This window comes from Chryseolinea soli (assembly GCF_003589925.1).
Taxonomy (GTDB): Bacteria; Bacteroidota; Bacteroidia; order Cytophagales; family Cyclobacteriaceae; genus Chryseolinea; species Chryseolinea soli.
Genome location: NZ_CP032382.1, coordinates 3,721,645 through 3,746,690 on the forward strand (window position 1 = coordinate 3,721,645; position 25,046 = coordinate 3,746,690).

The following is a 25,046-nucleotide window of genomic DNA, read 5'->3' on the forward strand; positions in this document are numbered from 1 at the left end:
TTTAAAGTGATGCGGACAAGCCAAGTGTGAATACCCGGTTTTGCGGATACGCGACGTAGTTACCACTGACAGAAGTTCTCTCGGGGTCTAGGCCTTTGTATTTGCTCCACGTGTGCAGATTGTCGCCGGAAAAGAAGAATCTCAGGCTTTGCATTTTGATCTTGCTGACCAGCGCTGAGGGTACTGTGTATCCTAGCGTGAGATTTTTCAGGCGCAAGAAACTTGCATCCTGCAGATAGTAGGTAGAGTTATAATTTTGGACGGCGGGATAACTATCGGCAACATAAATCCGAGGCATGGTCGTCGACGGATTGTCCGGTGTCCAGCGGTTTCGCCAGGCGGTAGTCGGTGCTGATCCTTGTCTGAAAGGCTCGATTCCCCAGCCTGATACGTATAGTTTCTGCCCCCAGGAGCCGTAGAATTGAATTCCCAAGTCAAACCCTTTCCAAGCAAAGTTCGCGGACAGATTATAGGAGGCGACGGGATAACGGCCCTTGGTATAGGTTCTGTCGCTGGCATCGATCTTGCCGTCGCCGTTTACGTCCTTAATTTTGAGGTCACCAGGTTGCGGAACGACGGGTTGCTTCGGGGAGTTGTCAATCTCTTGCTGAGATTGAAATATTCCGTCCCATTGGTATAAATACCATTCATCAAGTTCATGCCCTTCTTCCCGGATAGAGTTGTCGGATATGTCCCGGCTTCCATAGCTTACTAATTTATTCTTGTAGTGTTGAATGTTGGCGCCCAATCTGAAATTGATGTCCTCGGCGATCGTGCCGCGATAGGCGACTTGTGCCTCATATCCTATGTTTCTGATCTTTCCATTGTTTACCGTAGGAGCATTCAAACCTGTGTACAAAGGTACTTGGTAAGACCGCAGAATGTCGTAGGTGTCCTTCTTGAACCAATCGAAAGAGAATTCAAGTCTATCGTTGAGCACGCGGGCATCGAAGCCAAAGTCGACCGTTTTTGTTGTTTCCCAAGTAAGGTTAGGATCAACAAGGCCTGGTGCGTAGAAACCAGTGGAGAGGCCATTGAACGGGTAAACCGATTGTGACAAAACATTTTGGTACGGATATGTGCCGATATTCTGGTTGCCAAGTTTACCCCAGGATCCTCGCAACTTCAGGTCATTCAGCCATGACACGTTGGTAAGGAATGATTCCCTGCTGATTCGCCATCCACCGGAGAAGGCATAAAAGAGTCCCCAACGATTATCGCTCGGTAAACGGGACGTTCCATCGTAGCGGGTACTTGCTTCCAGCAAGTATTTATCATCGTAGTCGTAGTTGATACGGCCATAGTAGGAGCGAATGGCCCATTCGGCTGCTGTGCCATAATTGGTCTGTCCATCAGCGGGACCGGCGTTTAACTGGGTGAGCTGATTGGTAGGAAATTCACGACGCGATGCTCCGAGGGTATCGGCTCGGTTCTGTTCTTGCTGACCACCAGCCAGAATTTTCGCGAAATGTTTTCCCATTTGTTTTTCATAAGTCAGCTGAGAATATAAGACTGTATAAAGGTTCTGAGCTTGACCGACTTTTAGACCGAGCGTACCGACGTCAACAAAATTTTGCGCAGACAGGTCGGAATACAAATACATGGGAATTCTGCCGCGAAAATCTGAAGATTTTGCGTTTCTGTAATTTGCACCTCCTCTTGTTTCCCAGTTTAGGCCTTTAATCAATTCAACATTAATAAATCCGTTCAACTGTGCATAAACTTCGTCGGTGTTTTGAGATAAGTTTTCGGCGATGGCGACTGGGTTTTTGTTACCGGCCTCATTTGAATAAGCGCGGAAAGTATATCGTCCGCTGCCATCCCATAATTTGGGCGCGTAAAGTGGCGATTGTGCAAGCGTAGCGAGGAATTGATCGGTCGAACCTTGTGGTGCACCCTTCCTTTTACCATATCGGATCATGGAGTTTGTTCCGAAGGTGATGTGCTTGTTGATTTTGGTTTTCAAATTGAGCTGCAGGGTGGACTTGCGATAGTCAAAACCACGCATCACACCAGGTTGATTGGTATGTCCGAGTCCGATACTGAAGCTTGTGTTTTCGTTTCCGCCATTCACGTTGAGATAATGGTTTTGGACGTTGACGGTTCGGAACATATCACCCAGCCAATTGTGATTTGGATATTTGTTTCGATCTGTAGCGTTTCGATACAAGTCAATTTGATCTTGTGAATAAATCGGATTGAGTCCTGAATTGACGCGGGCCTCGTTGTTGAGTGCCATAAACTCAGCCGAGTTGGTTATTAAATCAGGAAGGGCCGTGGCTTTTGTGGTACCGTTGTTGAATGTATAGGTTATACTGGTTTTACCAGATTGTCCTTTTTTTGTTGTAACCACAATCACACCATTGGCGCCACGTGCACCATAGATTGCTGCCGCGGCAGCATCCTTTAGGATGGTGACATTAGCGATGTCATTGGGGTTAAGCGCACTGATGTTTCCCGGAAGGCCATCAATAATAATTAAAGGATCAGTACCTGCGCCGCTGAAGGTTCCAATCCCGCGGATTTTAAAGTTGACACCTTCATTGCCAGGTTCGCCTGAGTTTTGAACAACCTGGAGCCCTGGGAGTTGTCCTTGTAAAAGCGCCGCCGGGTTTGTGACCACACGTTTGTTTAAGTCTTGGCCACTTACGGTTGCGACCGCACCGGTCACCTGCGCCTTGTCCTGGCTACCATATCCGACGACCACGACTTCGCCCAATGTTGTCAAGTCATCGGCTAGTACGATGGTAATTGAGGATCGGCCGGCGATGGCGACTTCCTGGGATTGAAATCCAACAAATGAAAACACTAATGGTATCGAAGTATCCGATACAGAAAGCGAATAGTTACCCCCGGCATCCGTGACGGTGCCCGTGGTAGTGCCCTTTAAGAGGACGCTTACACCGGGTAATGGATTGTTTTCGGAGTCCGTGACAGTCCCCGAGATTTGCTGCTGAGCCTGTGCCAGCAAGGGCAGCATGACCCACAGCATGGCAATGATCGTGACTAGTAATCGCGGTGATCGATTACGAGCCTGAATTATTTGATTTGTAGAAATGTGCATTTGTTTTCGTTTTAGGTTTAGTTGTTTGGTTAACTACTAAGGTTTCCACTACTGCGGGCTGTGGCCGCGGTGGTGTGACAGGGAGCGTACTACTATCCGGAATTTTGCCTTACTGTTTTCATTCTTTCGAGGTTTGTTTCAGGTGTTTAATGAGGAAACTAAGCCGGCGAGAAGCATTGCCGTATGCGTACCTTTTTATACCGGCTGTCCATATGACAAACGATTCCGGAAACGATACTCAACCTGAGAGTATAAAAAGTTTAGAGCGTTGTCTTTCAGCCAAAACCTGATTTGTCTTGTCAAACTTGAAACCATGGTATCACATGAGTATCCGCACGTTTTCCCTACTTTTTATTTGTATTTTTTTGCCAATCGTTGTTTTTTCCAGATCTCCGCGAAAAACACTCAATTTTAATAGGGATTGGAAATTCAGGATTGGGGATCATGCCGGTGCCCACAAGGAAGCATTTGACGATCGCAATTGGGATCGTGTGGGTATTCCGCATTCCTTTAGTACCCCTTACTTTCTGGAAACAGATTTTTATGTCGGCTATGGCTGGTATCGTAAGGAATTTTTCTTGACAAAGGAAGAGTTTAAGCGGGCGATATCACTTGAATTCGAAGGCGTTTTTCAAGTAGCCGAAGTTTTCGTCAACGGAAATAAGGTGGGTGAACACAAAGGCGGCTATACCGGTTTTTCGTTGGAGGTTTCCAAGCACCTGCGGGAAGGAAAGAATGTTGTCGCAGTGCGAGTGAATAATCTATGGAATGCACGATTGGCGCCCCGGGCGGGCGAACATGTCTTTTCGGGTGGGATATATCGCGATGTTAAATTAGTAATTACTGATGCTGTTCACGTTGCCTGGTATGGGACATTTATTACGTGTAATAATGTAGATAAAATGAGTGCCGATGTTAATGTAGTGACGGAACTTGTGAATGGTGAATCCGTCACCAAACATGTATTGGTGAAAACTGAATTGCTTGATCCCAGTGGCAAGTCTGTGGCCAGCCTCGTTGAACGGACAACCATATTACCGCGCGACACCGCTGTTGTGACGCAACAGTTTAATAAACTTAGCCAGCCGATCCTGTGGAACCTGAACAATCCTCAACGGTATACGGCAGTAATTTCTGTGATGGATGGCACCGATCTGATGGATGTTTACAGCACGCGGTTTGGGATTCGTAAAATAGCTTGGACTGTCGATAAAGGTTTTTTTCTTAACAACGAGCATGTTTATCTGAGGGGAGCAAACGTACATCAGGATCACGCGGGCTGGGGTGATGCGGTATCGAATGCAGGTTTGTTTCGCGATGTTAAGTTAATAAAGGATGCGGGTTTTAATTTTATACGGGGCTCCCACTATCCACATGATCCTGCCTTTGCTGAAGCCTGCGATTCGTTGGGGGTTTTGTTTTGGTCAGAGAATGCGTTTTGGGGAATTGGAGGAAGTTCTGAGAATCCAGAAGGGTATTGGAACACGAATGCTTATCCTCCACATGCTGCTGATCGCGCAGGATTTGATGCCAGCGTATTGCAGCAGCTTGCCGAAATGATCCGGATAAGCCGTAACCATCCGTCTATCATCACATGGAGCTTATGCAATGAGCCATTCTTTACCTTGCCCGCAACTATTGAACCCCTTAGCAACTTGCTGAAACGATGTGTGACGCTTGTTCACAACATGGACCCTACACGTCCGGCAGCCATTGGAGGTGCCCAGAGGCCGTTGGATCAAACACGCATTGATCGTTTGGGGGACATTGCTGGGTATAATGGGGATGGTGCCACGATTGAGGCCTTTCAGAATCCGGGTGTTCCAAGTGTTGTTTCTGAATACGGGAGCACGATTGCCGAGCGGCCTGGGGACTACTCGCCGGGATGGGGGGACTTGTCCAAAGACAACGGTATGGAGCTTCATCCATGGCGAAGTGGCCAGGCGATTTGGTGTGCCTTCGATCATGGTTCCATCGCTGGGTCACGTCTGGCCCGCATGGGAATAATCGATTACTTCCGTATTCCGAAGCGTTCCTGGTTTTGGTATCGGAATAACAGCTTGAATATTCCGCCACCTGCATGGCCTAAACCAGGGGAGGCGACAGCGCTAGTATTGAGCAGCGACAAGATGGTTGTAGGTACTGACGGGACCGATGATGTGATGTTGACGGTGACTGTTGTCGATATGGCCGGCATACCCATCGCGAATTCGCCTGCAGTGACCTTGCGCGTGGTTAGTGGTCCCGGCCAGTTCCCGACGGGGCGAAGTATTACGTTCGAACCGGGGAGCCTGATAGGGATTGTGGATGGACTGGCGGCAATTGAATTCAGGTCCTTCTTTGCCGGTAATACTGAGATATGGGCCGAATCTGCCGGTCTAATAACTGGGAGGCTTAAATTGTCCTTCACAGGAGATGTCACATTTGTCGAGGGGAACCCTCAAAATGATCGGGTAGGCCCGGTGCTCTTGGCGCCGAAGGAACATGGTCAACGACGAGTTTTAGTTTTTGGAAGGAATAATCCAACGTTTGCCAGCAGTTCAAACCAGGGACATGGAGCGGGTTTCGCAACTGACGGTAGTCCTGCTACATGGTGGGAGCCGGCAGGCGAAGACAACCATCCTTCCTTAACGGTCCATATGGAGCGGGGGGTCAACGTATCTGATGTAAAATTGGAATTTCCTTCAAAAGCTATTTGGCAGTATAAGGTGGAGGTTTCTGACAATCAGACGGACTGGACGCTGGTTTCTGATAACATGAACCGTATCAGACCGGAAAATAATGTACATCTTAAAGTCAAAGGGGTAAAGGCAGGAAGCTATTTACGGGTGTCGTTCAAGTCATCTTCGACCGCTAAGCTTGCTGAAATAAAGATTACCGGTACGCAGGACAACTAACTACAAGCAAGAATAGCATTGATTAAAAATGTTGGTGACGGGCAAAATCGGGGCGCCGCGGAGCGGTTCGAATTTTACATCCTCCTCCCAGGAAAGCTCTAAAATGCGGAACGAGACCTCGACTACCGTTGGTATCTGAAGGTATAACGGCGATAACACGCTTTACTAAATCGATTGATATTCAGTTTAAGAAGGGTGTTAATAAAAAGTTACTTTCCTATTAAGGGATAGTGTGGATTTTTCGCGCTATACTGTTGGCAGTAAATATTTTTATGAGCTCCAAATTACCACCAAAGGAAGTACAAGAGTTAGCCTACAAATGGAGGAAGGGGACCATTACTCCGGAAGAAAAAGCCAAACTGGAAGACTGGTACAACCAGGAACCGACTGACGAAATTCTTTGGAGTCGGCATGATGACGAAGAGACATTGAAGAACAGTCTACTGGAGAAGATCAATATTGAAGTAGATGGAGAAGAAACTAAGGTAGTGCCTTTCCCGACCAGTACAATAAGGTATGTGAAATATGCTGCAGCAGCCATGATCGTAACGGCGGTGACCTTGTGGTATACGGTTGATTTTAATTCTCAGACGCAAGTAGATCATACTATCGCGCAAACGAATATTGATCGGCTACCCGGAAGAGATGCCGCTACCTTGACATTGGGAGATGGTTCTGTGGTGCAGTTGGAGGAAGTGGGAGATGGGACGATTTCCACGCAGGGGAACGTCGTGGTGAGCAAGAAAGGTGGTCAGGTTTCGTACCTCACGCCGGCTGATGATAATGGTGGCGAGGTTCATATTAATACTATTAGCACGGCGCGCGGGAACCAATATAAGCTTGAGCTCTCGGACGGTACAATGGTATGGATGAATTCGGCATCATCGATGCGATTCCCCGCGCATTTTGCTGACGACTTGCGCGAAGTTGAGCTTACAGGTGAGGCGTATTTTGAGGTTGCGAAAGATGCTAAACGACCGTTCGTGGTAAAATCCGGTGACGCTGTGGTCGAGGTGCTGGGAACACACTTTAATATCAATGCATACGAAGACGAGGGGTATATAAGAACAACTCTGTTGGAGGGGGCGGTGAAAGTAAGGAATAAGGACTCGTTTGTGATCATCAAACCTGGTGAGCAGGCTGTGCAAAAGCAACAGCAGAGAGATATTCAGAAGAGCCAGGTTGACGTGGAGCAAGTAATGGCTTGGCAGCAGGGGTTCTTTGAATTCAATAATTCATCCTTGCAAGAAATAATGAGACAGATAAGCAGATGGTACGATGTCGACGTCCGTTTCGAAGGAGCATCGAAAGGGAAGAAGTATGGAGGACGTATCAGTAGACATACAAATTTGAAGGACATCCTGAATCTTTTGCGCGCCAGTGGCGCCGATTTCGCGATGGAGGACGGCGTGCTGGTTGTAAGGTCTTAACCATCCTTTGGTGTAAGGTATATCCACCACTGTTCAATGTTTTTAGTTGAAGTTGAATTGTATTGACCTAATTTGGTCGGTGCACGATGCCTTATTGTGTTTTTTTAGACCACCTAAACTGTACAACTATATACCTATGCGTAATGCACATGTCTAAAATAAACCTTACCTAAACCTATGTACAAAAAGGCAAAAGAAAATTTCGCAAACCCCAAAATTTTTCGAGTCGCGAAACTGACAGTTTTCATCTCGCTGGTTTTTCTAATGAAGATCAGCGCCCACAGCAATGCACAAACGGTCACCCTGAAACTTAAAAATGCAACTGTTCAGGAGGTCTTGAAACAATTGTCTCGTAAAACTGGAATATCGATCGTGTATGATGAAGCCTATTTTGAAAAAGCAAGTCGTATCGACATTGATGTGAAGGATGTACCGCTTGAGAATGTCTTGGACATTTGCTTAAAACAAAGTGGATATTCTTATTCTGTTCAAGGAAGTACTGTTGTTATTGAAAAAGGCAAGAGTTTTCCAAAGGGACACTTTACGAATAATGTTATCACCGTGTCTGGTGTTGTCAGTGAGCCAACAGGCCCCGTGCTTCCAGGGGTAAGCGTAATCATTAAAGGAACAAAGTCGGGAACGGTAACGGATTCAAACGGTGCTTACACCATTCAGGCTCAGGAGACGGATATATTAGTGTTCTCCTTTATAGGATTCGCTAAATATGAAGTGGCGATCGAAGGACAATCTTATATTGACGTTGTATTGACAGAGAATTCAACGGAGTTAGGAGAAATTATCGTTACTGGTCTTGTGAATCGAAATGCAGAAAGCTTTACGGGTTCGGTGAAGACGGTGACCAAGCAACAGTTGCTAGCTGCCGGTAATCAGAACCTGTTTCTAAGTTTGAAGAATCTCGACCCCTCCTTCCAAATCCAAGAAAACCTGGCTATGGGGTCGAATCCTAACAACCTCCCGGTTGTCAATCTTCGTGGCAAGTCGAGCATGCCTGACTTGACGGGTTCATTTAGTGGCAATCCGAATCAGCCACTCTTCATCTTGGACGGTTTTGAGACGACGCTGCAGCGTGTGTATGACCTGGATATCAACCGGATCAAAAGTGTAACGATTCTCAAAGACGCTAGCGCGAAAGCGATTTATGGTGCGAAGGCCGGTAATGGCGTCGTCGTTATTGAAACCGTTGAACCCGAAAGTGGGCAGATGCGTGTAAACTATACGGGCAGCTTGAATTTGGAGGCTCCGGATCTCAGTGGGTACAACCTGATGAATGCGAAAGAGAAGCTTCAGTGGGAAAGAGATCATGATATGTGGACATCACCTTTGCCGGAAATAAACAGCTTCCGAGAAGATGCTTATAACAAGCTATATCAAGATGTATACACGAAAGGCGTGGATACCTATTGGCTAGCCAAACCGGTGCAGACGGGTGTTGACCAAAAGCATTCCGTTTTATTTGATGGCGGCGACGAGGCTTTCCGGTATGGCGCGAGTTTCTCCTACAATGGAATCACCGGTGCCATGAAGGGGTCGGACCGGAAGACCTATACCGGTAGTACAACGCTGTCCTACCGGTTGAAGAAGCTACGCTTTCGCAACATGCTCGAATTCTCGCAGAATAACGCGCACAATTCTCCCTATGGGTCATTTGCTAACTACGTTGGTTTGAATCCGTATTGGACGCCCTACGACGAAAATGGAAAGCTGAAACCAATCGCCGGGTTCTATCCCAACGGTGCGACGTCGGACGGTTGGGCGATAACCTATAACCCACTTTATAATGCTTCGCTGAATATCATTGATGAAAGTCGTTATACGCAAGTGATCAATAACCTGTATACGGAATGGGATATCGTTGATCACCTCAGGTTCACAGGGAGTTTAGGCTACACCAGTCAACGGAACGGATCAGACAAGTTTTTGCCGCCAAGCCATACCGACTTTATTGGCTATACGGAGGCGAATGGCCTCCTTGATTACAAAGGGCTGTGGGCAAAGACCGACGGGACGATGCGAATGGTGCAGAGCAACCTGGGACTGAGCTACAATGCGGTGTTTGGGAAGCACTTTCTGTTTGCTAATGCAACCTTGAATATTGCCGACCAACTCACCAAAGTAAACACCTATGTAGCCGAGGGGTTTGGTAGTGATAATGCAAACGACATTTCGATGGGAACGCATTATCAACGCGCAAGTTCTCCGACCGGGACGGATGACCATGCCAGAACCCTTGGCGTTGTCGGCATTGGAAACTATATGTATGATAACCGATTCATGGTTGACGTGTCATATCGGACGAGCGCGTCCTCTATTTACGGTGCGAATAGCCGATGGGGATCATTCTGGTCTGTGGGTGCTGGATGGAATTTACACAATGAACGTATCGTGCAGAATCTAGGAATATTCAGCAATTTCAGAATCCGCGGGTCTTTCGGATATACAGGCTCACAGAATGCTAACTCCTACATGACTCTGGCGACATACAGGTATGGCACTGTAGTTTATGACGGTACAAAAGGAGCGACGCTTATTGCACTGCCTAATCCTGACTTAAGATGGCAAAAGAACATGGACTATAACGCGGGAGTTGACCTGACCATGTTTGGTGATAAGCTGGCGATAACGGCTGATATTTACAGAAAGATCACGACGAACTTGCTCGTAGACCTTTCTGCGCCACCTTCGTTTGGTTTTGAAACCTACAAGACAAACTTAGGGAAGACTCAGAACGCAGGCTATGAGGTGTCGCTTCGATATCAGGTGTTCCATAACTCTGCACGGCGTGCCTATGTGAATATTTCCGGAACGGCGACGCATATCAAAAATACGCTGAAGGAAATATCCAATGCGTTTGGCAGCTATAACAAAAAACAGAATGAAAATGTCACTGGCGAAAACAAGCTGTACACAGGGCCGGTGGCTCGCTATATCGAAGGGCAGTCCTTGAGTGCACTTTGGGCTGTTAGGTCACTCGGAATAGATCCTGCCTCTGGGAATGAAGTCTTTGTAGATAGGAATGGCAATCTCACGGATCAGTGGTCTGCCCAGGACTTAGTTATTGCCGGTAATGCTGACCCAACGTTGCGTGGTACGATAGGGTTCGATGTTGGATACAAAGGATTCAGCATATCCCTTATTTGTCTGTACAACGTTGGCGGTAAGATCTATAACGCAACGCTGGTTGAGCGGGTTGAAAACATCGATGGGCGTTCCAATCTTGATCGTAGGATTTATGACGCCTGGAGCGAGCCAGGAGACATTTCGCGCTATAAAAGGCCGGAGGTTAGTAGCTCGATACAAGTGATCAATTTTACAAAACCTACCACGCGCTTCATTCAGGATAACAACGAACTATTCTTTTCAACAATCAATGTTGGGTATGAGGTGCAGAGCCGAAAGTTTTTGGAAACATTCAGAATGGAACGTCTGAAGATTGCCTTCTATACCAATGAACTAGGCAGGATATCATCTGTAAAGACAGAACGTGGGGCGCAATATCCCTTCGCGCGCAACTTCTCGTTCTCGGTACAGGCTACTTTTTAATGTAAAAGGAAATTCCACTATGAAAAAAATATACAAACTCAGCTATGGATTCATACTAGTCGCAGTATGTCTGATGACAATCTCCTGCGAGGACTGGTTGGATGTAAATCCATCGACCCAGCTTGATCGGGACGGACTATTCTCGACAGAGGCGGGTTATCGTGACGCTATCACAGGGACATATTCGCAGATGACGAGCACGAGCCTTTACGGTCGCGAAATGACGTTTGGAGCGTTGGACGTACTGGCGGGTTACTACAACCCGACGCAATCGGGTACGACTACGTACTATAAATTCTTTTATCAATATCCTTATAAACTCGACAACGCAGGGAAGGATGATGCTTGTGTAGCCGTCGTTGATAAGATGTGGTCGGATACCTATGGCGCTATTGCCAACCTGAACAGTTTACTTGAAACAATCGACGATAACAAGACGGTATTTTCAGGTGAGAACTACCAGGTCATGAAAGGCGAGGCGATCGGCCTTCGTGCTTTTCTTCATTTTGATCTCCTCCGCATGTTCGGCCCGAGTTATACAGTAGATCCGGCGGCCAATGCAATTCCATATGTGGACACCCTATCTTCACGCGTAAGCCCTCTGCTTACAGTTGAACAGGCGGCTGATCGCATTATATCGGAACTCCAACGTTCCCTGATGCTGATGGAAAAAGATCCCATTATAAGCGGTGAACAACCATCAATAGTGTTATCGTCTGCTGTTTCGACTGAGACCATGCCGGGCTATCACAATCGCAAATACCGATTTAACTATTATGCTGCTGCTGCAGCGTTGGCCAGGGTATATCTCTGGAAGGGTGACAAAGTGAACGCCTTGAAGTATGCTAAGCAAGTCATAGCCGTTCAGGCTTCACGATTTCCATGGGTTGAGGATGCGAATTTGACAAGCATCAGCACAGCGAATGCGACCAACAAAGATAGGACTTTTACAACGGAACATATTTTTGGATTAAACGTACGTGCGCTCGAAGGCACTGTTCCCTTACATTTTTCTCCCGTTGGCATGGGGTCTTCTACGGGACTGTTGCTGTATTCAAGCCGATACATCAAAAATCAGATATATGAATCCAATACCCTTGATCCTCGGAATCAATACCTTTTTCTAGCTGATGGCAGCAACTTCTTTCCAACCAAACTCTATCAGGACGCCGTCACGTCAAGCTGGTTTAAAAATCAGGTGCCGCTCATTCGCATTTCGGAGATGTACTATATCGCGGCAGAATCTGAACCGAATGTTGAAGACGGTCTAGTGTGGCTTAACACTGTCCGGCAGGTTCGGAAATTGAGTGTTCTAGATGCCGCGACGGTTCCGAATGCCGAGACATTGGATGTTGAAATTCAAAAGGAATTTCAAAAGGAATTCATTTGTGAGGGCCAGCTTTGGTTCTACTATAAACGCAAGAATTTAGAGTCATTGCCGTATTCCTTTAGTTTCTCGGACACCAAGTTATATGTATTTGACTTACCTGCAGACGAAACAGCATTCGGCGGCAGATAGTGTCGAGAGTTCACAATTCTAAAATCGAAAGACTATGAAAAATGTATCAATAATCGTCTCTGTCGTTGTGTTCTTCGCTTTAACGTGTTGCCAGAAAGAAACTCCAATATTTGAGAGTAAAAGCACTGTGCATTTTGAAAAGGATAGTGTAGTGCATCCTTTCTATATCCAACCGAGTTCCGTTACCCAAGACACTGTGGACATTGTGATCAAGCTTGTTGGAAAGTTGGCAAGTCATGACAGGGTTGTGGAGGTTCCGATTGTGGAATCAACTGCTACGGCGGGTGTGCACTACAAGCTTCTCGGACCTGTGGTGCTGAGCAAGGATTCATTCAATGCGCACCTGAAGGTGGTTTTGTATCGTACGGAAGACATCGCTACCGATACCAAGCTAATTAAATTTGAGATTCGGGATTCGGAGGAAGTTTTTGTTGCGGGCTTTCCTGAAAACACTTCTTTCCGATTATACTTCTCTGACAAAATTGAGAAACCGACTTGGTGGGATGGAACCTTCTATGAGTTTCCGTTTTCGGAGATCAGAATGAAATTTTACATCGATGTCATGGGCTCGGCGAATGCGCCCAATACGTTCGCTCCGGAAAATGGGTTTATGTATACTGTTTTTAAGCTGAAGAGGGCGTTGGTAGACTACAACGCAACGCATGAGGAGCCCTTGTCTGATGAAAGTGGAGCGATATCGTGGGAGGTGGATTGGATTAACTACTGACGATCATCATGAAATCTAACCTAAGAATTAAACCTATGAAACAAAAATTCAACGTTAAATACTTTGTGCATGCTCTTCTAGTGATGTTGCTTGTTCAGGGCTGTTACGACGATATCGGGAATTACGACTATAGCGAGATGCCGGGCCGTATCATCATCGATGCGAGCTCAATTCCAAAGGATTACTCGGCCATGCTTAGCGACGACACGGTGCGGATTAGTCCCGTGATTTCATATGCGGGTGCTGAGTCGGATTTGAGGTACTCGTGGCAAATGTGGGATAAATTAAGTAATACATATGTGACCTTCCGGGAGGGAAAGAACCTGGAGTATAAATGCGGTATAGATGAGTTCGTTGGTGATGTTGGTTCGTATGTGATCAGACTTTCCGTTGCAAATAAAAAATTGCCGGTATCAGAGCAAGCGCCGACCGGGAATGAGGTGTATTCGGGGATCGTTACGTTGAACGTTGTTTCGGCGCTGTTTCGAGGACTGGTGGTGCTGCATGGTGACGGCACCCAATGTGATCTGGGTCTAATTGAGGATAACATCTTTCTGCCCAAGGCAACCGACGTGGTGACCAAGAATGTGACGCCTGATTTTTATTCCTTCTACAATCAGGGTTCAAAAATAAAGGGCATCGGGCGACAGTTAGTAAAGGATGGATACATTGATAGTTGGTTTGGTCAAATATTTGGCGAATGCAATTTCTACGTTTTTACTGACCAAGGTTCAACACGTGCCAATTACCTCACGCTTTCAAAGACCTCAAGCGATTATTCCGCATTGTTTATTAACCCATCCGATGCGAGCGGAAAGCCAGAATTCTATTCAGTATACGGAACGGGAAGTGCACGGGCGCTCGTTGACGATGGACGTGTGTTCTATGGCTATTTTGTAGGTCCGTTGTACAATGAGGAATTTGAATATGACGCAGCCCCTTTTGCCCTGAGTATTGGCAATGCCGGCTGGAGTGGGGGTACTAGCATCGGGACCATAGCATTTGATAAGTTGAGCAAAGGGTTCATGTATAGCCTGTACAGTCAAGGGGCAACCTATTTGTATAAGTTCCCGACCTCGACCGTGGCTGGTGTTGGATTGGAGCCGGGTAACACGAATGCGGATTTGATCTATATGGATGTTTCGGCGCGTGGGCAGGATACGCGGGCGGTCATGAAGGATGTCTTGACCGGCGAGAAGTTTTTAGGAGTCTTCAACTTCTGGGCGGGTGATCGTGCACAGGTGACGACAGGTCGTTATTCGATGAAGGACCTTCCGCAGATCGATGATGCGCAGTTTTATGCGATAGGAGGAGGCGTTAATTTGACCTACTATGCGACGACGAAAGATTTATACCAGTATTTGTTCCAAGGATCAAACACAGCATCGTCGGTTTTTTCAGCTCCTAACGGGGAGGTGATAACGATGGTGAAGATTATCAAATACGAATCGTCTGGAAATTCAACGAGCTTGTATCAGTATTCGAATAGAATGATGATAGTCGCAACGGTAAATGGCGCCAATCAGGGCAAGGTATATGCATTTATAGTCAACGGCGTATCCGGAGCGTTGACACTTGCTTCGGTTTATGATGGAACAGAATCCGGAGGTGAGCACTTTGGTATAATCTACGATACTGAAATTAAGGATCAATAGTCTGAAGTTGTTTTGAACTAGAGGGGGTGTCGAGGTTCTGTGGAGTTGCTGTTTTGCGGTTTAGGTTGATGAGAAAATAGGATTAAACAGTTGCCTCGTACACCTTCCTCGGTTCTGATTTTGAAAATGAATATGAAGAAAAAATCGTTTTTAGGAATAGGCTGCTGTGCGTCATTAGTATGTGTTTTGCTTGTAAGCTGTCAAGCGGTAGGGCAGGCGGCCTTGAAGAAGGTGCGGCCTGCACAGGAGAAAGGTTTCCCTAAATACCGAGGGCAATTGTTTTTAGGAGAAACTGTATCTATTGTGGACTTGCCGATTCAGCCGTTTAAACTAAAGACGCCGGATGGTAAGGTCGTGTCGAATGATCAGCTGTTGGGCAAAGTTGTGGTCTTGGATTTTTGGTCCACTTGGTGTTCGCCGTGCAAGAAACTTACCGCCGAGCTTAGTAGCGCGTTTCAGCAAAGGAAGTTTTTCAAGCGTAGCGACTTTCAAATGATTGGCGTCAACTACAACGAGGATCTGGTTTCAAAAGGCGGCGATCCGATCAAGTACTGGAAGGAGCATGGCTACAAGTTTCCAATGACAGTCAACAACAATGCATACGGTAAGTCAATTTCAGCTGGGAATCCAACCATCGTCGTCATTGGAAAAGATGGAATCGTAAAAGGTAGGTGGGATGCCTGGACGCCTTCCACGGCGCGTGAGGTTTCAATGTTTACCTCAGTTTTGCTGGACAATCCGGAGATCGGTATAGAAGATATTTCGCGGGCTGCTGCCGCAGGCGACTACGAGAAAGCGGAGTATTTCAGCAGCGCTTTTTTGGCAAAGTACCCAGAGGAGGTTGAATATGTCGCACCATTACGATTTTCTATTTTGATGGAAAAGTCACAATCGGATGCGTTGTATTTCATCAGACCTGTATTAATTAATGCAATTGACTATAAGAAGATCGTGACGGCGATCGTGCAATCTGAATTTGACAAGGAACAGGCGACGGTGGAGGCAGAATTCAAGCGCACTGAACTTCCCACAAACTATGTTGAAGACATCATGGGATTAACAAAAGACCGCGCCTTTGACTATGTCGTTGAACGAGCCAATCTGCAATATAATGCTGACCTTTTTATTGTGCTCTCCGAAGAGGCCCTTCAGGATGGGGACAAGGAAGGTGGGATAGCATTCCTAGAGAGGGCGTTGAAGATCATATCCGACAAAATAAATTCCTGGGAATCGGAGTCAAAACGCCTACGCGATAGACTAAAAGGTCTGAAGGCCAACTAGTACTGTTTTACTGACCATGCGCATGGTCATAGGTAAACTCCAGGCGTGTGGCATGATGCCCTTCGGAGGACGCAAATCGCATTGATATAGTTTGTAAAGTTTTAGAGACGACTAAGGGATGTTAGCTTGTTCGTACGCTATAATGATGCTGCTATACCTTGATCTGGTAAGCCAGTGCGCGTGTTGGTTTTCTGGACCAGGTGTCATGGGTGCAACAATAGCCAACAGTGGACGCTCACACGATTGCATAATGGGTCTAATAACAGAAAAAAATTAAGAGCTAAATCATTGATGAATGCGGGATTTAATTGTCAAAATTGAAAATTTGTCGCATCGGTACACCAACGCGTGGGCTATTCGGGGCATTAATATTGAGATCGATAAAACAGGGATCGTTGGGCTGCTCGGTTCGAACGGTGCCGGAAAATCGACGACGATGAATATCCTGTGTGGTGCGCTTAATCAGACTGAGGGAAATGTATATATACAGGGAATCAACATGCGGGATGATCGTGTAGCCGCGAAGAGGGAAATTGGCTTTCTTCCACAGAACCCGCCGTTATATCTTGACTTAACCGTCGACGAATACCTGAATTACTGCGCTAGCCTTCGATTGTTACCAGAGGAGCGGATCAAAGATGCAGTGAATGAGGCCAAGGAGCGTTGTGGTGTGCAACACTTTAGTAATAGGTTGCTGCAAAATCTTTCCGGGGGTTACCGTCAGCGCGTAGGTATCGCTCAGGCGATTGTTCACCGACCCAAGCTGGTTGTTTTGGATGAACCTACCAACGGTTTAGATCCCAATCAGATCATTGAAGTTCGCGCGTTGATCAGGGAGATCGCCCTTGATCGTGCTGTCATTTTTTCCTCTCACGTGCTTTCGGAGGTACAGGTGTTGTGCAGAGACATTGTGATGATAGAGAATGGCAGAATTGTATTCTCTGATACCATGGATGCCTTCAATAATTATGTGGAGCCTCATAGTATGTTAATCCATTTTGAGATCCCGCCCTCAGCAGAGGAGCTTAGGCAAATACCAGGAATCGCCAATGTTGATTTTCTGACCCAACGCCAGGTGCGTTTGCATTTTTCTGGCGACCAGGAGATCGCTGAACGTGTGGTAGAAGCTAGTGTGAAGAAAGGCTGGCGCCTACGAGAGATCAGCCTGGATAAAACATCCGTTGATGAAATATTTAAACAGTTGTCATCTAAAACAACACACTAGCTAAAGCATTAATTCTTATAAAAATGAAAGTCGTTTTTAAGATAGCAATAACTGAACTTCGTACACTCTTCTATTCTCCGATTGCGTGGTTGCTGATGATTGTTTTTATGATACAGTGTGGGGGGGAATACTTTTCAGTGTTGTCTATGGTCGCCAAACAACAGGAAATTTCCATTGGTGGAAGGGGAATGTTTTACTCTCACCTTACGGACTTTGTGTTTCTAAGCAACTTCGGAATGTTTCAGCAGGTAATGAGGAATCTATACTTATATATTCCTCTGTTAACCATGGGCCTTGTTAGCCGGGAGATCAGCGGAGGTACCATTAAGCTTTTGTATTCCTCGCCGATAAGCGTTTCCCAAATTGTTTTTGGTAAGTATATGGGGATGATCGGGTATAGTTTGATTCTGGTTGCTGTGATGGTGGTATTCGTTGTGGCGGGCACGTTCCATATTAAGGAGCCGCAAATTTACATGTTGCTATCAGCGATGGTCGGTTTCTTTTTGTTGCTCTGTGCGTATTCGGCAATCGGTCTGTTTATGAGTTGTCTGACGGGTTATCAAGTCGTTGCAGCATTAAGCACATTTGTGATGATTGGGTTGTTGAGTTATCTGGGCGAGGTGTGGCAAAGGGTCGCCTTCGTGCGGGAAATGACGTATTACCTTTCCATCAATGGCCGAACGGAGACGATGCTTCGGGGATTAATTACGAGCAAGGATGTGATCTATTTTGTGGTCATCGTCTACATATTTCTGGGTCTGAGCATTTACAGACTCAAGGCAGGCATGGAGTCGGTGTCTGGTATAGTGAAAGCAGGTCGGTATGCAGCGATTGTGGGTTCAGCCCTACTGGTTGGATATGTCTCTTCAATTCCTGGATTGATCGCATATTGGGATGTCACCTTCGGAGATACAAGGACCCTTACTCCAAAGGTCCAAGAAATTCTTGCAGACTTCGGAGAAGAGCCGGTAGAGATAACGGCCTATGCGAATTTGCTGGATGGAACCTTTCATCTTGGAAGTCCGGGAACGTATAAAGCCAACCAGGAACGTTGGGAGTCCTTTCGTCGGTTTAAAACTGACATCAGCCTTAATACGGTGATGTATTACGATAGTGTGACAATAGACGAAGGACGCATGGGTGACCCCGGTAAGAATCCGACGTTGAAGCAACTGGGTGAACAGTATGCGAAGGCCATGGATATTGATCTGGAGGACGTAGTAGCGCCGGAGGAAATTCGTAAGCGAATTGATTTGAGCGAAGAGAAGAACCGATATGTCATGCAATTAATGTGGAGGCATCGCACAACCAAGCTTCGCGTGTTCGACGATATGATGATGTGGCCAAGCGAAACGGAAGTAGCAGCGGCGTTTCTGCGTTTGCAACAGGCAAACCTGCCAACGATAGCATTCATCAAAGGTGATCTGGAACGCGACATTAATACCTTAGGTGACCGTGATTATAAGGCATTGACAAACCTTCCTACCTTCCGCTATTCACTGATTAACCAAGGCTTTGATGTAGTCGACATTTCGCTAGATCGCGAAGATATTCCGGAAAGCATCACGGCCGTCGTGTTAGCCGATCCTCGGGTTGACTTGTCACAGACTGCCGTTGAAAAGATTCGAAAGTATATTCAAGAAGGTAAAAACATCATGATTGCTGGTGAGCCAACCAAGCCGGGGAAGGTGAACACGCTGAAGCCTATTCTTGATGAATTAAGTGTGGCAATGGATAACGGGATGATTATCCAGGAGGGCCTTGTCAATGCGCCGAATTTTGTTGAAGCCGTTGTAAATAAACAGATGCAGGAAGTTTTTAAACCCCTCGGCGAAGCTATTGCCGACAGCGCCAAGTTGACCATGCCTGGTGTGGCAGCCCTAAACTATACTGGAGACGACCGGTTTACGGTCCAGGTGTTTGCGACTACTGAAAAATACAAGACGTGGAATCGTATCAGACCATTGAATTTGGACGTGGTGACGAGGGCTGTTGCGAAAGAAACTCGAAGTGAAGACGGAAGGAAAATATTGGTAGAAGGAAAGAAGGCCGCAATTCAAGACACCGTCGGAACCGTAACATTTTCCCAAGCACAAGGTGATGTCGCCGGGCCGCTTACAACGGTACTAGGGTTGACCCGCACGGTAAAAGGTAAGTGGCAACGCATTATCGTAGCGGGTGACGCTGATTTTCTGAGTAACATGGAGTTGTCGCGCCGAGGAACAGCAAACTTCATGTTTAGTACATCGCTGTTCAGTTGGATGAGCTATGGTAAGTTTCCTGTTGATACGAGCAGGCCGACGGCGAAGGACACCGGTGTCAAGATAACGATGGATGATTTGAGATTCCAGCGCATCATCCTTCAATGGATTATACCGGGTATTTTTCTTGCCTGTGGGACGGTTATATTAATTAGACGCAAACGAAAATAGGAGATGGTTTTCGCTACAGATAAGCAAACATTGGAAGATTTGAATATCTTCGGCCGACAGGGTGGTGGATCTATCTTGGCGATATTCAATCGCTGTGTCTCACGCGGTGGCTCAGCGTTGCTTGAGGAGATGTTTCAGGCGCCGCTACGGGACGGTGCAGCGATCACGAATCGTTGCCGAATCATCGAGGATTTCGCTGCCGGAGAGTTTCACCTGCCAATCAAGGGAGGGCAGTTTGATGTGATTGAGCCGTACTTAGCCACAAGTGACGAGCGTACTCGGCTATCGGTTGGTGAGGGCAAAATGGGCAACAGAATTGAAAAGATGTTGGCCCCGGATATCGTGGAGAACGGAATCAAGCGCGGTGTTGCTGAGCTTGTGATGGCATTGCGGTCGATACGGACATTTATAACCTCGCAAGTGATTCAGGCTGCCCAAAGCTATGGCGCCGAGCGGGACGCCATTCAGGCGATCTTAATCGGTGGCGAGTTAGAGGTTGTCTTCCAAGATGTAAACGAGGATAAGTTCAATGATCGTGAGCTAGCGGCCTTTGATAGCCTATTGCGTTTTCGTCATCGTGAACCGATGCAAAAACTGATGCGACTGGTCTATCAACTGGATGTATACTTAGCCGTCGCCCAGGTGGCGCGTGAACGGAACTTTATCTTCCCGATAATAAGTACGTCGAAACAGTTGCTATTGAAATTGGAAGGTGTTTGCCATCCTGCGGTCCAGGGAGCCATAGCAAACTCATTGGACGTTGGTTTCGACAAGAATGTGTTGTTTCTCACGGGGGCAAACATGGCGGGCAAATCCACCTTTATGAAGACGTTGGGCGTCGCGCTTTACCTGGCACACATGGGTTTCCCCGTGCCTGCCACTGCGATGGTGTTCTCTGTTATGGACGGCCTTTACACAACCATCAATTTATCCGATAACCTGAGTGCTGGGAGCAGTCACTTCTACGCGGAGGTGTTGCGTTTGAAGAAGATTGCCAACGAATTGGGAGAGGGTAAAAAGCTCGTGGTCATTTTTGATGAACTGTTCCGTGGGACAAATGTCAGCGATGCGCACGAAGCTACCGTCGAAGTGGTGAGTGCCTTTGCCACGAGAAGGGACAGTCTATTTGTGGTGTCGACGCACATCATAGAGGCAGGTCATTTGTTGGAAAAGAACAATAGGAATATACGCTTCATCTACATGCCGACCAAAATGAAGGGACACGTTCCGGTATATACCTATATACTTGAGGAAGGTATAACTGCCGACCGACACGGCATGGTGATTATCCGAAACGAGAAGATATTGGAGATGTTGAAAGAAGGGATTAAAGCCAAGAAGGGCATGTCCGTGCTATAAAAGTATAACGAGGGAATTGAATGGGACTGATGGTAGACAAGCAGACGCTGGAGGACTTAACGCTGGTCGGGAAGTATAAGATAAATTCTGTGTATAGCATTTTTCGAAAGGTTAAGACGACAGGAGGGGAGAAGTTACTCGATAAGCTGTTCAGTCAGCCCTTGGATGATGCCGATGCTATTAACATGCGGGCGCGCTTGTTTCAATATTTCCAGGAAAAGGATATTTCCTTTCCTTTCGCTCCTGCAAATGTCCAGATCGCCGAAGACTATGTGGGCCTGGGGTTAAACACATCGAAACTGGGGAACCTGCTCTCATGGGTTATTCGGCGAATGCAAGGGCTGTTCCTTCGCGATGATCTGTACCAAGAGTTTCGAAAGAAGCAGCGTATAACCATTTTAATCCTTGAGCAGCTGCTGTATGTGATCAATCATTTGGATTATGGGAATAAAAGCCAGTATCGAAATCGGATTGAGGAGGTGAAAGATATCCTAGGGCGGTCGGAACTTAAGAAGGTGTTGGAGAAAGCTCCGTCCGCAGATGGCCCTTTCTACGAGTTTGTGACCTACGACTATCTGCTGCGTGGTGCGATGCATCAGAAGGCAGAGCAGCTATTAATGTGCATTCATGAGCTTGATGTCTATATCGCCGTGAGTGGCGTGGCTCGGGAGCGGAAGTTTTCTTACGCGTCAGCTCATCCCAGTGACCAGATCACGCTGCACGCAGTTAATCTAAGGCATCCGTCATTGAATAAAGGTGTTCCCAACACGATTTCGTTACGCCGGGATAAGAATATGATTTTTCTCACTGGTGCAAACATGGCAGGAAAGTCAACATTGATGAAGTCAATAGGTATTTCGATTTACCTGGGGCATATCGGATTTCCGGTGGCGGCGGAGTCAATGGCGTTCTCTGTAATGGACGGATTATATACGTCTATCAACGTCTCTGATAATTTGAATCTTGGCTATAGTCATTTTTATGCGGAGGTGCTGAGGGTGAAACATGCTGCCGAGCAAGTCGGTGCCGGCAAGAACATGGTCGTGATTTTTGATGAATTGTTCAAAGGCACCAATGTGAAGGATGCCTACGATGCTACGCTGGAGGTGACGCGGGCTTTTTCGGAATATGACAATTGCTTTTTTGTGATCTCAACGCACATCGTGGAAGTGGGTGATGCATTGCGGGAACAACCCAATATTCAATTTTTGTTTTTGCCAACTATGTTGAAAGAGGAAGTGCCGCAATATAGCTACCGTCTGGAAACGGGGATATCGAGCGACAGGCATGGAATGACAATCATTCGGAAGGAAGGTATACTCGATATCATTCGCCGAGCGGAGGATGGCTAACACTGGGTGGAGTCATTTTATGTTGGATGGTTTAGTGGTAATAATTTATTTCGAATGATAAAGGTCAATTTGCTGGTCGCTACCTTCTTGTCGCTGACGGAGTTTTTGTTTGGACAGGGTGCTACAGATCGTATCCGATCAAAGAACTTCCCGAAGTTTCCGCAAGTGTCCAATGTCGATATCGCGGGAGCACCTATACTTTCTCAGCCGGCACTTATTGTTGGTAAGGAAAAGGAAATTCGGACTGAGAAACATGGCTTGGCATACCCTGCTTTTTATGATTGGAATCGGGACGGGAAAATGGATTTGTTGCTGGGCGAATTTGAAACGGGCCAAACAGGATCCTATATTAAAGTATATCTGAACACGGGTAGTAACAACGCGCCAGCCTACTCCGGGAAGTACTTTTATGCACGAGACGTAAAGGGAGATACTCTGACGGCGTATCAATGGTGTTGTATCGGGGTACACCCACGGGTTGTGGATCTAAACGGTGATGGATATCCAGATATATTGACCGGCCAGTACAATCCTGGGCAAGTTTCATGGTGGCGAGGCTCGAAGGAAGGCTTTTTGCCAAGACAATTTGTGGAGCAAGAAGGCTACGTTGAAAAATTCGCCTCTGGCTCCGGCGATCAGTTGGATCCAAAGTCAAATGACTACTGGAACTACACATCGACTGATTTTGCCGATTTCAATGAGGATGGGTTGCTCGATTTGTTTGTAGGCGGGTTTGGAGAGCTTCGCGTAGCGTTAAACGTCGGAACGAAGGAGTCGCCTAAATTTGGTTTAAGAAAATATCTATTGGGAATTGATGGGCTTCCGCTCTCGGTTGTTAACCCGAGCGATGAGCAATTACTGAAAGCCCATCGTGCGTTCACTTCGCCTCACTACGCTGGTGTTTACAAGAGTTTTATAAACCCTGTTGACTGGGATGGAGATGGTGTATTGGATTTGCTTGTGACCCATGTGTATGATAGTAAAAAGACTCCTGATCCTGTTGTATTCTTCAGAGGAGTTCAAACTGACAAAGGACTGCGGTTTGAATCTTCGAAATCATTGTTTACGGCTATGGGCATGTACAAGACATTTCCCGGATGTCAACCCAACATTAGGATTACCGATTATAACCATGATGGCGTTCAGGACCTGGTGATCGGGTTGTCACTTCCAACGGTAAATGGTTTTGAGATTGATTCACTGGCGTCGTGGAGTTATTTAAAGGATCTGGGTATTGAAGCGCCGGGCAAAGACGCCGGACGTGCTATTGAGTATAGTGGCGGGATAGAGGCATTTAAGAAGAAGATTGAGTCAGATGCTGATTTAAAATCTTACTACCTAGGAAAATTGCGTGATTCCAAATACCTAACGATTCGTCATCGCGGGTATGCTTATGTGATGCTGGGCAAGAAGAACCCCGTCGCTGCTAAACCGCGTGTAGCCGTCATAGCTCAGGAAGATGCCAAGCCTGTAATAAACGAGATAGCGAAGCGCATAGGGGAGGGGCCGGTGCAAGTGAACGTCAAGGCTCCAGGCGCCGTGAGAAGCTATCAAACGGACAGCATTGTTGTTTCCTTTGCTGTCCAGGAGGGATGGTATCTCTATGCTGACACGAAGGGGAATGAGGCCCAAGGTTGGATACCAACAAAGATGGAGCTCACTTTTCCAAAGGGTATGGAAGCCATTGATCCGCCTGTGCTTCCCAAAAGTCATTATAAAGGCGGCTCTGAAATCTACAATGGCAATGACATAAAGTTTATTCAAAAGTTCAGACTTAACGATGACGCTCGAGCAACTGCTCCAGAACTCATGGTCAATGTGACGATTCACTACCAGACTTGTAACGGTGAGCGGTGTTTGGTGCCGGTTACCGAGCAGGTGGAAATGAAAATGAACTATGTTCGGTAGGTAGTTCCAAAGGAGCTTACACTCAAAACGAAAAATAAATGATATGAAAACAATATTGGTGTTTGTTTTTGGTCTGCTTGGCTTTGTTTCGATTTGTAACGCCCATGTCACGGCGTGCGATCATGCCGTGTTGTTGAAAGATTCAGCAAGAGTCGGGGAGCCTATTTCTTCCTTTGCAATGAAGACCCCAGATGGCAAAGTCCTAAAGGCTGACCAGCTCAAAGGCAAGATTCTTGTTTTGGATTTTTGGGCTTCGTGGTGCGGTCCCTGCCGAAAGCTCACCTTCGAAGTCGACAGCCTTCTGGGTGCCTATCACTCCTCTCCTAACTTTCAGATGATCGGAGTGAACTTTCAGGAAAACAAGGTTGAGGCGGCAATGCAGTATTGGAAGCGCCATGGCTACAAATTTCCAATGGCTTCCGATAACGATGTGCTAGGCAACTCGATAAAAGCGGGAAACCCTACAATTCTGGTGATAGACAAAAAAGGCGTTGTCAGGGGACGCTGGGACGGGTACACCCGTGGAGCGGCCCGAGAAGTCAAGTTGCTTGTTGATTCTCTTCTTTAGTCGGCCAACGGGCTCCAAACCCGAATGAAATAGCAAACTAATTAACAATTAAATACAGCAAAAGATGT

The 25,046-nt window shown here is 46.7% G+C and carries 14 protein-coding genes; 13 read left to right on the forward strand and 1 reads right to left on the reverse strand.

The window, feature by feature from the left end:
• Position 1 precedes the first annotated feature (1 nt).
• On the reverse strand, positions 2-3,064 hold the full coding sequence (locus D4L85_RS15925) for a SusC/RagA family TonB-linked outer membrane protein (protein WP_119755221.1): 3,063 nt from the start codon (positions 3,062-3,064) through the stop codon (positions 2-4).
• 323 nt (positions 3,065-3,387) lie between these two features.
• Here D4L85_RS15925 and D4L85_RS15930 point away from each other — a divergent pair, with 323 nt between their 5' ends.
• From D4L85_RS15930 to D4L85_RS15990, 13 genes are all read left to right on the forward strand, one after another.
• The gene (locus tag D4L85_RS15930; protein ID WP_119755222.1) at positions 3,388-5,961 is read left to right on the forward strand and encodes a glycoside hydrolase family 2 protein; all 2,574 of its coding nucleotides are present in this window, start codon (positions 3,388-3,390) and stop codon (positions 5,959-5,961) included.
• A 272-nt stretch (positions 5,962-6,233) separates the two neighbouring features.
• A complete protein-coding gene (locus tag D4L85_RS15935; protein WP_119755223.1) occupies positions 6,234-7,391 on the forward strand; it encodes a FecR family protein in 1,158 nt (385 codons plus the stop codon).
• 177 nt (positions 7,392-7,568) lie between these two features.
• Positions 7,569-10,952 carry a SusC/RagA family TonB-linked outer membrane protein gene (locus D4L85_RS15940; protein WP_119755224.1) on the forward strand — a complete coding sequence of 1,128 codons (3,384 nt, stop codon included), beginning with the start codon at positions 7,569-7,571 and terminating at the stop codon, positions 10,950-10,952.
• 19 nt (positions 10,953-10,971) lie between these two features.
• A complete protein-coding gene (locus D4L85_RS15945) occupies positions 10,972-12,471 on the forward strand; it encodes a RagB/SusD family nutrient uptake outer membrane protein (RefSeq protein WP_119755225.1) in 1,500 nt (499 codons plus the stop codon).
• Between the two features lie 34 nt (positions 12,472-12,505).
• The gene (locus D4L85_RS15950) at positions 12,506-13,198 is read left to right on the forward strand and encodes a DUF4843 domain-containing protein (protein ID WP_119755226.1); all 693 of its coding nucleotides are present in this window, start codon (positions 12,506-12,508) and stop codon (positions 13,196-13,198) included.
• A 35-nt stretch (positions 13,199-13,233) separates the two neighbouring features.
• The gene (locus D4L85_RS15955) at positions 13,234-14,853 is read left to right on the forward strand and encodes a PKD-like family lipoprotein (protein ID WP_160143767.1); all 1,620 of its coding nucleotides are present in this window, start codon (positions 13,234-13,236) and stop codon (positions 14,851-14,853) included.
• 132 nt (positions 14,854-14,985) lie between these two features.
• Entirely contained in the window at positions 14,986-16,134 is a 1,149-nt protein-coding gene (locus D4L85_RS15960) for a TlpA family protein disulfide reductase (protein WP_160143768.1), read from the forward strand.
• Between the two features lie 295 nt (positions 16,135-16,429).
• Positions 16,430-17,359: an ABC transporter ATP-binding protein gene (locus tag D4L85_RS15965; protein ID WP_119755229.1), complete on the forward strand. Its 930-nt coding sequence runs from the start codon at positions 16,430-16,432 to the stop codon at positions 17,357-17,359.
• Between the two features lie 23 nt (positions 17,360-17,382).
• Complete coding sequence (locus D4L85_RS15970; protein WP_119755230.1) at positions 17,383-19,791, forward strand: Gldg family protein; 2,409 nt, start codon at positions 17,383-17,385, stop codon at positions 19,789-19,791.
• A gap of 3 nt (positions 19,792-19,794) precedes the next feature.
• Positions 19,795-21,150: a MutS-related protein gene (locus tag D4L85_RS15975; protein ID WP_119755231.1), complete on the forward strand. Its 1,356-nt coding sequence runs from the start codon at positions 19,795-19,797 to the stop codon at positions 21,148-21,150.
• Positions 21,151-21,170: 20 nt separating this feature from the next.
• Entirely contained in the window at positions 21,171-22,502 is a 1,332-nt protein-coding gene (locus tag D4L85_RS15980; protein WP_119755232.1) for a MutS-related protein, read from the forward strand.
• A gap of 54 nt (positions 22,503-22,556) precedes the next feature.
• Positions 22,557-24,410 carry an FG-GAP repeat domain-containing protein gene (locus D4L85_RS15985; protein WP_119755233.1) on the forward strand — a complete coding sequence of 618 codons (1,854 nt, stop codon included), beginning with the start codon at positions 22,557-22,559 and terminating at the stop codon, positions 24,408-24,410.
• Between the two features lie 43 nt (positions 24,411-24,453).
• The gene (locus tag D4L85_RS15990; protein ID WP_119755234.1) at positions 24,454-24,978 is read left to right on the forward strand and encodes a TlpA family protein disulfide reductase; all 525 of its coding nucleotides are present in this window, start codon (positions 24,454-24,456) and stop codon (positions 24,976-24,978) included.
• Positions 24,979-25,046 lie beyond the last annotated feature (68 nt).

Excerpts from the sequence above, each read along its gene's own strand:
- D4L85_RS15960 (WP_160143768.1), top strand. The coding sequence starts at position 14,986 with ATGAAGAAAAAATCGTTTTTAGGAATAGGCTGCTGTGCGTCATTAGTA.
- D4L85_RS15950 (WP_119755226.1), top strand. The coding sequence starts at position 12,506 with ATGAAAAATGTATCAATAATCGTCTCTGTCGTTGTGTTCTTCGCTTTA.
- D4L85_RS15940 (WP_119755224.1), top strand. The coding sequence starts at position 7,569 with ATGTACAAAAAGGCAAAAGAAAATTTCGCAAACCCCAAAATTTTTCGA.
- D4L85_RS15935 (WP_119755223.1), top strand. The coding sequence starts at position 6,234 with ATGAGCTCCAAATTACCACCAAAGGAAGTACAAGAGTTAGCCTACAAA.
- D4L85_RS15975 (WP_119755231.1), top strand. The coding sequence starts at position 19,795 with ATGGTTTTCGCTACAGATAAGCAAACATTGGAAGATTTGAATATCTTC.
- D4L85_RS15985 (WP_119755233.1), top strand. The coding sequence starts at position 22,557 with ATGATAAAGGTCAATTTGCTGGTCGCTACCTTCTTGTCGCTGACGGAG.
- D4L85_RS15945 (WP_119755225.1), top strand. The coding sequence starts at position 10,972 with ATGAAAAAAATATACAAACTCAGCTATGGATTCATACTAGTCGCAGTA.
- D4L85_RS15955 (WP_160143767.1), top strand. The coding sequence starts at position 13,234 with ATGAAACAAAAATTCAACGTTAAATACTTTGTGCATGCTCTTCTAGTG.
- D4L85_RS15925 (WP_119755221.1), bottom strand. The coding sequence starts at position 3,064 with ATGCACATTTCTACAAATCAAATAATTCAGGCTCGTAATCGATCACCG.
- D4L85_RS15980 (WP_119755232.1), top strand. The coding sequence starts at position 21,171 with ATGGGACTGATGGTAGACAAGCAGACGCTGGAGGACTTAACGCTGGTC.
- D4L85_RS15990 (WP_119755234.1), top strand. The coding sequence starts at position 24,454 with ATGAAAACAATATTGGTGTTTGTTTTTGGTCTGCTTGGCTTTGTTTCG.
- D4L85_RS15965 (WP_119755229.1), top strand. The coding sequence starts at position 16,430 with ATGCGGGATTTAATTGTCAAAATTGAAAATTTGTCGCATCGGTACACC.
- D4L85_RS15970 (WP_119755230.1), top strand. The coding sequence starts at position 17,383 with ATGAAAGTCGTTTTTAAGATAGCAATAACTGAACTTCGTACACTCTTC.
- D4L85_RS15930 (WP_119755222.1), top strand. The coding sequence starts at position 3,388 with ATGAGTATCCGCACGTTTTCCCTACTTTTTATTTGTATTTTTTTGCCA.